An 8,028-nucleotide genomic window follows, 5' to 3' on the forward strand; every position below is an offset into this window, starting at 1 on the left:
AGAAGCGGGGGGAACCTGCAGGAGGGGGGGCAATCCAAGAACTCTGACCGAGCGACTGGTATACGGATCACAGCGGCTCGATACGGAATCCCCGAGGCAGGGACTGTTTCCCCCAGCGTGAGCGTGAACGGGCAGGCGCGCCCTTTTGCCCTCACCCCCTAGTGGGCCGCCACCCCCCCCCCCCGGCGCGGGCTTGCAGACCGGATTCGGTGACCAAGCTGAGGCGGATCCCGGAGTGTTGGAGTTGCAGCAGCCGCTCGTGAATTTCATCCGCCCGATCCCCCAGATCCGCCAGGCGCAAGAGCAGCACTTCCTGCACCCAGCCGGCTGTGATGCGCCGGAACAGCTCCTCCAGATAGGTTCGGGATCCCCAATCGTGCAGGATGGGATCGGCCCCTCGCAACTTGAGCCAGGCCAACTCCTGTTCCGGCAAAGGGGCATGGGAAGGCGTGTAGAGGTAGCCGCAAACGCTCATGGACAAGCCATTCAACTATTGTCACCGCCGCTGCGCCAGAACGGAATCAAGCACCTGGCGAATGTTGCCCTGGGCCTGTTGCAAGTGCTGACGAGCTTCCTGAGCAGAGCACCCCATCAAGGCCACAAGGATGGCGGTTTTCACCTCTCCATCACAAGCCTGCAGCAATTGGGCAGCCGCGGCGGGATCCAGATCGCAGGCTAGGGCCACCATTCGCTCCGCCCGCTGCTTGAGCTTGGCATTGCTGGCCTGGAGATCCACCATTAGGTTGCCATAGGTCTTGCCCAAGCGGATCATCACTCCAGTGGAGATCGTGTTCAACACCAGCTTTTGGGCTGTGCCGGCTTTCATGCGGGTGGATCCGAGGATTACCTCCGGCCCCACCAAAGGGGCAATAGCAATATCCACCTGCTCGGTTAGAGGAGAAGGGTGATTACAGGCCAGGCCAATCGTGAGCGCCCCCATGCTCCTAGCGGCTTGGATCCCACCCAGCACATAGGGGGTACGACCGCTGGCAGCAATTCCCACCACACTATCTTGAGCTTGGAGGTGAAGACCCTCCAGCGCGCGGGCAGCCGCTTCTGCGTCGTCCTCTGCACCCTCTACCGCCTGGGTCAGGGCTTTTTCCCCCCCGGCGATCAAAGCCACCACCTGTGCGGGGGAAGTGCCAAAAGTGGGTGGGCACTCAGCCGCATCCAGTACCCCCAGGCGACCTGAGGTTCCTGCCCCGATATAGATCAGCCGCCCGCCGTGACGCATCCGCTGGGCAATGGCATCGATGGCTTGGGCAATCGGCTCCGCCTGAGCAGCCACCGCTTCCGGCACCTGCCGATCCTCGGCGTTGATCCGTTTCACCAGTTCCAAGGTGCTGAGACGGTCGATCTCGGCTGTAGCCGGGTTGGGGCTTTCGGTCAGGGATCCGGGATCCCCGGCCACTTGTGGAGAATCCATAGCAGTGCTTGCTTAGGGGAGAGGGATCCCACGTTTTGTCCCCTCAGATTCTATCTAGCGGTGGCAAGGGATCTCTTGAGGGATCAGTAAACGGAAGAAGAACTGCGCCAACAGCGTCGCCAGCATCCATTCCCGCCAAAACCCCTGCCAACGGGAACGCAGCACGGCCACGGTAGTCCTTCTCCCAGGATGCCCTCATCACCGGCGGCGACCAGCCCAAATACGCCTCAGTCGGCAGCCCAACCGGTGAATTGACGAAGGCGAGCGCCGCCCAGTGGCGGTACTCTAGAAGGTGTTCTAAGGACTCCGTCCCGCTACTGCGATGAGTAAGTCCATGCAAGCGATGGCAAGGACTCCGTCCCGCTACCGCGACCAGCCTGCCCTGCGCATCTTGATCGTGCGCCATGGTGAGAGCACCTTCAACCTGGAAAATCGCATCCAAGGCCGCTCCGATCTCTCCCGGCTCACCCCCACTGGAGAAGTGCAGGCGCAGCGTGTAGCCGAGGCCCTGGCCGGGATCCCGTTGGATTGCGCCTATTGCAGCCCCCTGTCTCGCGCCCTCGATACCGCTCGCGTCATTTTGAAAGACCGAGAAGGGATCCCTCTGCACATCACCGATCAACTGCGGGAGATCGACCTGACGGCCTGGGAAGGGCTGACCTTTGCCGAGGTGCAGGAGAAATACCCCGAAGATTACCACCTGTGGCGGCACCATCCCGACAACCTGGAGCTGGAGGGCCGCTTTCCAGTGCGGGATCTCTGGCAGCAGGCGCAGGGGTTTTGGGAAATGCTGGCTTTCCATCTGCAATCGGCTTCGGGCCCCTGGAACCATGGAGCGGATCCCTCCCCAAGGCAGCCCCTCAATATCCTCATCGTGGGCCACAGCGGCATCAATCGCGCCCTGGTCAGCACCGCCATCGGCCTGGGGCCACACCACTATCACCGCCTTGGGCAGGATAACTGCGCCATCAGCGTTCTCAATTTTCCCGAGGGCCTGCAGGGGCCGCCACAACTGGAATCTCTGAACATCACCGCTCACCTCGGCCAAGCCCTGCCCAAGCGCAAGCAGGGGATGCGCATCTTGCTGGTGCGGCATGGGGAAACCCAATGGAACCGAGAGCGCCGTTTTCAAGGGCAGCGGGATATCCCCCTCAATGCCACCGGGGAGGAACAGGCAGCCAAGGTGGCAGAATTTTTGGCCACTCAACCTCTGCAACTGGCCTTCTCCAGCCCCCTGAAGCGCCCTTGGGCCACAGCCGATGCCATCTGCAGCAACCACAGCAACCTCATTTTGCGCCCAATGCCCGACTTGCAAGAGATCTGCCACGGCGACTGGGAGGGCAAGCTGCAAAGCGAAGTCGAAGCCGAATACCCCGGCGAGCTGGAGCGCTGGCAACGGGATCCCGCCAGTGTGCAGATGCCCAATGGGGAAAACCTTCACCAGGTGTGGGAGCGCACTCGCTCCGCTTGGCAGGAGCTTTTGGCCATCACCGCAGCCCAGTTTCCTCAGGGCACGGCGGTTGTTGTTGCCCACGATGCCATCAACAAGGCGATCATCTGTCAGTTGTTCGACCTTTCCCCCCAAGCCTTTTGGATCTTCAAGCAGGGGAATGGCGCCATTACGGTGATCGACTATCCAGAAGGCAAGGAGGGTGCCCCGGTTTTGAAGGTGTTGAACCTCACCACCCATCTGTCCGGCCAGATCCTGGACTGCACCACTGCCGGAGCTTTGTGAAGATGGGATCCTCTCCTCTCCGCAAGCTGACCGGTCGCGTTAGCGGGACGGAGTCCTTACCAGATGTGTGTCTCCAGAGAGTGCGCCTGTTGGATCCTTGGCGTCAGCGGGATGAAGTAACCGATGTGTGGTTGCAGGAGGGTCGTCTGCGGGCCACCGAGCCGGCAGGGATCCCTGCCGATATCCCCACCATCAATGGCTCAGGTTGGGTGGTGGGGCCGGGTTTGCTGGATCTGTATGCCCACAGCGGCGAGATGGTTGGCAGCGGTCGCGTAAGCGGTGCGGAGCACTTTCTGGCCCACAGTCGGGAAACCCTGACCTCTTTGGCTGCAGCGGCTTTGGCGGGAGGCTTTACCCAGGTGGGGCTTCTGCCCACCCCCCTTCCCGGAAGCGGCTTTTTTCCGGTGCTGGATCGCCCGGAGCACTTGAACCGCTACCCCCGCCAACGTGGGGATCCCCGCTGGCTGCCCTGGGCTGCCCTGAGCGTGGGTGGCCAAGGAGAAACTCCAACCCCCTGGGGAGAACTGGCGCAAGCGGGAGCAGTTGGCTTTGCAGAGGTTCAGCCACTGCGCTCCTTGGCTTTGGTGCGGCGGGCTCTGGAGTATTTGCGGCTGGAGAATAAACCCCTGCTGCTCTGGGCCTGGGATCCCACCTTGGCCGGGCAAGGTAGCCTCTACGAAGGGATCTGGGCGCTGCGCCTAGGGCTGAAAGGGATCCCTGCCAGTGCTGAAACTGCCGCTCTGGCCCGCCTTCTGGAGATGATCAGGAGCGTTCCTTCCCCCCCGCCCGTGCACATCATGCGCCTGAGCCAAGCCCGCAGCCTGGAGCTGATCCAACAGGCCCAAGCAGAAGGACTGCCGGTTACCGCCAGCACCACTTGGATGCACCTGATCTTGTCCGAAGAGGCCGTCCTTGAGCATCGCTACGATCCCCACCTTCGTCTCCTGCCCCCTCTTCCCAGCGCCGGCGACCGGGAGGCTCTGATCGCCGGGATCCGTTCCGGCAGCCTGGGGATCGCTACGGATCACCACCCCTACACCTACGAAGAGAAAACCCTGCCCTTTGCCGATGCTCCGCCGGGGGCGATGGGCCTGGAGCTGGCTCTGCCGCTGCTGTGGCACCATTTGGTAGAAACGGGATCCCTGACGGCGCTGCAACTGTGGTCTGCCCTCAGCCTGTACCCGGCCCGCTGCCTAAACCTAGATCCGCCCACCCTTACCCCCCACAGCGACTGGGTGCTGTTTGATCCCACCCACCCCTGGACGGTTTCTGTTGCCACTCTCCACTCCCGATCGCCAGCGACTCCCTGGCTGGAGAAAACCCTGTGCGGCAAAGTGCTGCACACCCATGTTGAGGAGATCCCCTCCCGCAGCTCTGCCCCTTGATCCCGAAGAAGGCCGACAAGACCTGTCCGGAGAAAGAGCCAATTCAAAGAGGGGGATCCCTTCCCGCCAGCGGGACGGGGTCCCGAATTCAAAACTCCCCGGCCAGAGCGGCTACACAACGCTCACACAGCTCTGGATGTTCGGCAAATTCCCCCACACGGGTGGAATAGTTCCAGCAGCGCACGCACTTTTGGCCGTCAGCCGGAAAAACAGAGATCTGCAAGCCTTGACCTGAGGTTTTCTCCAGTTCCACCTGTGAGGTGATGAACAAGTAGCGCAACTCGGCAGCCCGCTCCTGCAAAAGAGCGTATAGGCTGGGATCCGCTACCTTCAGGATTACCTTGGCCTCGGTGGAAGCGCCGATGGGCTTAAAGGACTCCGTCCCGCTAACGCGACCGGTACGGGCTTGCTCCAGAGCCTTGTTCACCTCTTGGCGCACCTCTCGCAGCTGCTCCCAAATGGCCGCCAACTGGGGATCCCGCCAGTGCTCCGGCAGCTTCATCCACCCCCCCTCAAACACCGAACGGGTGGGCTTGGGATAGGGCAGATGGCTCCAAATCTCTTCGGCCAGGTGGGAGAGAACGGGGGCGATGGCCTTGGCCAAGTTCTCCAGCAACAGGGAGAGCACCGTTTGACATTGGCGCCGCCGTAGACTTTGGGCATGGCTAATGTAGAGGCGATCCTTGGCAATATCCAGGTAAAAGTTGGAGAGATCCACCACACAGAAGTTCTGAATCGCCTGGAAAAAGCGGTAGAACTGATAGCTGGCAAAAGATTCGCCGATCTCGGATCCCACCTCGTGCAGGCGGTGCAAAATGTAGCGGTCTAGCTCCGTCAAGGCTGCAAAAGGAACGGCATCCTGAGCCGGATTGAAATCGTAGAGGTTGCTCAGCAAAAAGCGAGCTGTGTTGCGGATTTTGCGATACACATCCGCCATTTGCCCAAGAATGGTCTTGCCCAGCGGCACATCCCCGGAGTAGTCCACACTGGAGACCCACAGGCGCAGCACATCCGCCCCGTAGGCGGGATCCGTCTGGGGATCTTTGCCGCCGTTAATTAACACCATCGGATCGATGACATTCCCCAGGGACTTGCTCATTTTCTGGCCTTTCTCGTCCAGCACAAACCCATGGGTGAGCACCGCCTTGTAGGGGGCATGGCCGTTGACGGCCACGGAGGTAAGCAAACTGGATTGGAACCAGCCCCGGTGTTGGTCGGAGCCCTCCAAATACAGATCCACCGGGTAGCCCAGCCCTTGGGCCTTGGCCACCGCTGCCCAGGAAGAGCCGGAGTCAAACCACACGTCCATGGTGTCCATCCCTTTGCGGTAGGTGCGGCCATTGTGGCGGTACTTCTCCGGCAGCAGCTCTTCCACTGGGCGCTGCCACCAGGCGTCGGATCCCTCTTGGGCGAAGATGGCCTTGATGTGGTCGAGGGTCTCGGCGGTGAGCAAGGGCTCGCCGGTTTCTTCGTCGTAAAAGACGGGGATGGGCACACCCCAAGCCCGCTGGCGGGAAATACACCAATCCGAGCGCTCCGACACCATAGCAGTGATGCGGTTCTCCCCGATGGCCGGGATCCATTTCACGGTTTTAATGGCCTGCAGGGCCAGCTCCCGGAAGCCAGCTACAGACGCAAACCACTGCTCGGTGGCCCGGAAAATCGTTGGCTCTTTCGTGCGCCAGTCGTAGGGATATTTGTGGTTGTAGGGTTCTTCCTTGAGCAAAGCCCCCGCAGCCTGTAGAGCCTGGATCACGGCAGCATTGCCGCTGGTCTCCGGCTTCTTGGAGAGCACATCCAACCCGACGAACTGGGATCCGGCCTCGGCGGTAAATCTCCCCTGATCGTCCACAGGGCTGAGAATGGGCAGACCGTACTTTTGGCCGGTTTTAAAGTCATCTTCCCCATGCCCCGGAGCTGTGTGCACAATGCCGGTGCCGGACTCGGTGGTGACATAGTCCCCCAGCACGCAGAGGCTGGCGCGGTCAAAGAGGGGGTGCCGTCCTTGACTGTATTCCAGGGCGGATCCCGGCAGGGTGGCCTTGATCTCCAGAGGCGTCTCCAGAACCTTCTCCAGCCGCTCCCGCAGATCGGCGGCGATCAACAGCAGGCCGAAGCGGGGAGACTCCACCACTGCATAGGTGAGCTTGGGGTTAAAGCAGAGAGCCAGGTTGGCCGGGATCGTCCAAGGGGTGGTGGTCCAGATGGCTGCCCGCAGGCCCGGCATGAAAGGCTCCAAAACCGGCTGCGCCGCCGGGCTGAGGCTCTGCAGGGGAAAGGCCACGTAGATGCTGGGGGAGATGTGGTTGTCAGGGTACTCCAGCTCCGCTTCCGCCAGAGCCGTCTGGGAGCTGGGGCTCCAGTGGACGGGTTTGAGGCCGCGGTAGATGTAGCCCTTGAGGGCCATTTGTCCAAACACCTCAATCTGTGCGGCTTCGTACTCCGGCGACAGCGTCAGGTAGGGCCGATCCCAGGATCCCCATACCCCCAGGCGCTGAAAACTGGCCCGCTGCACATCAACGTAGTGCAGGGCGTACTCCTTGGCTTTTTGTCGCAGCTGCAGAGGGGTGAGGTTTTCCCGCTCCTGCGGAGTGAGGCTTTGCAACACTTTCAGTTCGATGGGCAGGCCGTGGCAATCCCAGCCGGGCACGTAGCGCACCTTGCGCCCCTGCAGGATGTGGTACTTGTTGACGATATCCTTGAGGATCTTGTTGAGGGTGGTGCCCATGTGGATATCGCCATTGGCGTAGGGCGGTCCATCGTGCAGGACAAAGGGATCCCCAGGATTGTGGTCGGCAAGGCGCTGGTAGATTTGCTCTTCCTGCCAAAAGGCTTGAATGGCGGGTTCTCTCTTGGCGGCCTCTGCCCGCATGGGAAACTGAGTTTGGGGCAGGTTGAGGGTACTTTTGTAGTCCACGGCAACTCGAGCAACCTAAAGGGCGTCTCTCTATCCTACGCTGTCGCCTCATCCTCAGCAGTCCATCCCTCACCCCTCTTGTGGGACAGGGGATCCGAAGCCCACGGTCACCCAGAGCGCCTGGAGCTCTCAAACGGCTCCAACAAACCACCGCATGAACTCCCTGATCGAGAAAACAAGAAAAGATTTGTGCTAGTCTCAGGGTGTCGTTGAGTAAGGGAGGTTCCTGCGGATGCCAGATAGTAGTAGTTGTAAGGGTCGTCAAGTTGGGTTCAGCCGGCTGTGCGCCGGGGCTGTTCTCTAACGGTCTGAACTTAGATCCTTCAGTCTGCTGAAGAGTCTTCGCGTTCTGGCTCGCTTGGAGTTCCTCCCGGCAGTCAGGTTCCAGTTGAAGGCCCGCTAGACCGCTCTTTCCCTGACCGCCTGTTGTTGCCTTGGGGGTGGGAGAGAGCGGATAGTTTTGCAGATAGCTGTAGCGGGGCTTGGAATGGACGGGCGTGTAAACTACCCGGCTCCGACCGCTAATCGGTACGGAGCGGGCTTTCAGTAGCCCTGAGCCTGCTCT

General features: G+C 61.1%; 5 protein-coding genes. 2 read left to right on the forward strand and 3 right to left on the reverse strand.

The features are described from left to right. Positions 1–151 precede the first annotated feature (151 nt). Together NW838_RS03975 and murQ are read right to left on the reverse strand one after the other, a co-directional pair. On the reverse strand, positions 152–475 hold the full coding sequence (locus NW838_RS03975; RefSeq protein WP_414427539.1) for a hypothetical protein: 324 nt from the start codon (positions 473–475) through the stop codon (positions 152–154). A gap of 21 nt (positions 476–496) precedes the next feature. After that, on the reverse strand, positions 497–1,426 hold the full coding sequence (murQ, locus tag NW838_RS03980; RefSeq protein ID WP_414427540.1) for an N-acetylmuramic acid 6-phosphate etherase: 930 nt from the start codon (positions 1,424–1,426) through the stop codon (positions 497–499). 334 nt (positions 1,427–1,760) lie between these two features. Here murQ and NW838_RS03985 point away from each other — a divergent pair, with 334 nt between their 5' ends. Continuing rightward, complete coding sequence (locus NW838_RS03985) at positions 1,761–3,161, forward strand: histidine phosphatase family protein (protein ID WP_414357301.1); 1,401 nt, start codon at positions 1,761–1,763, stop codon at positions 3,159–3,161. Between the two features lie 2 nt (positions 3,162–3,163). After that, positions 3,164–4,546 carry a dihydroorotase gene (locus tag NW838_RS03990; RefSeq protein ID WP_414427541.1) on the forward strand — a complete coding sequence of 461 codons (1,383 nt, stop codon included), beginning with the start codon at positions 3,164–3,166 and terminating at the stop codon, positions 4,544–4,546. An 88-nt stretch (positions 4,547–4,634) separates the two neighbouring features. Here NW838_RS03990 and ileS read toward each other — a convergent pair whose 3' ends face one another. Next, positions 4,635–7,418 carry an isoleucine--tRNA ligase gene (gene ileS / locus NW838_RS03995; protein WP_414427542.1) on the reverse strand — a complete coding sequence of 928 codons (2,784 nt, stop codon included), beginning with the start codon at positions 7,416–7,418 and terminating at the stop codon, positions 4,635–4,637. Positions 7,419–8,028: the final 610 nt, after the last annotated feature.

Source organism: Synechococcus sp. R55.2, assembly GCF_047462075.1.
Lineage (GTDB): Bacteria > Cyanobacteriota > Cyanobacteriia > Thermostichales > Thermostichaceae > Thermostichus.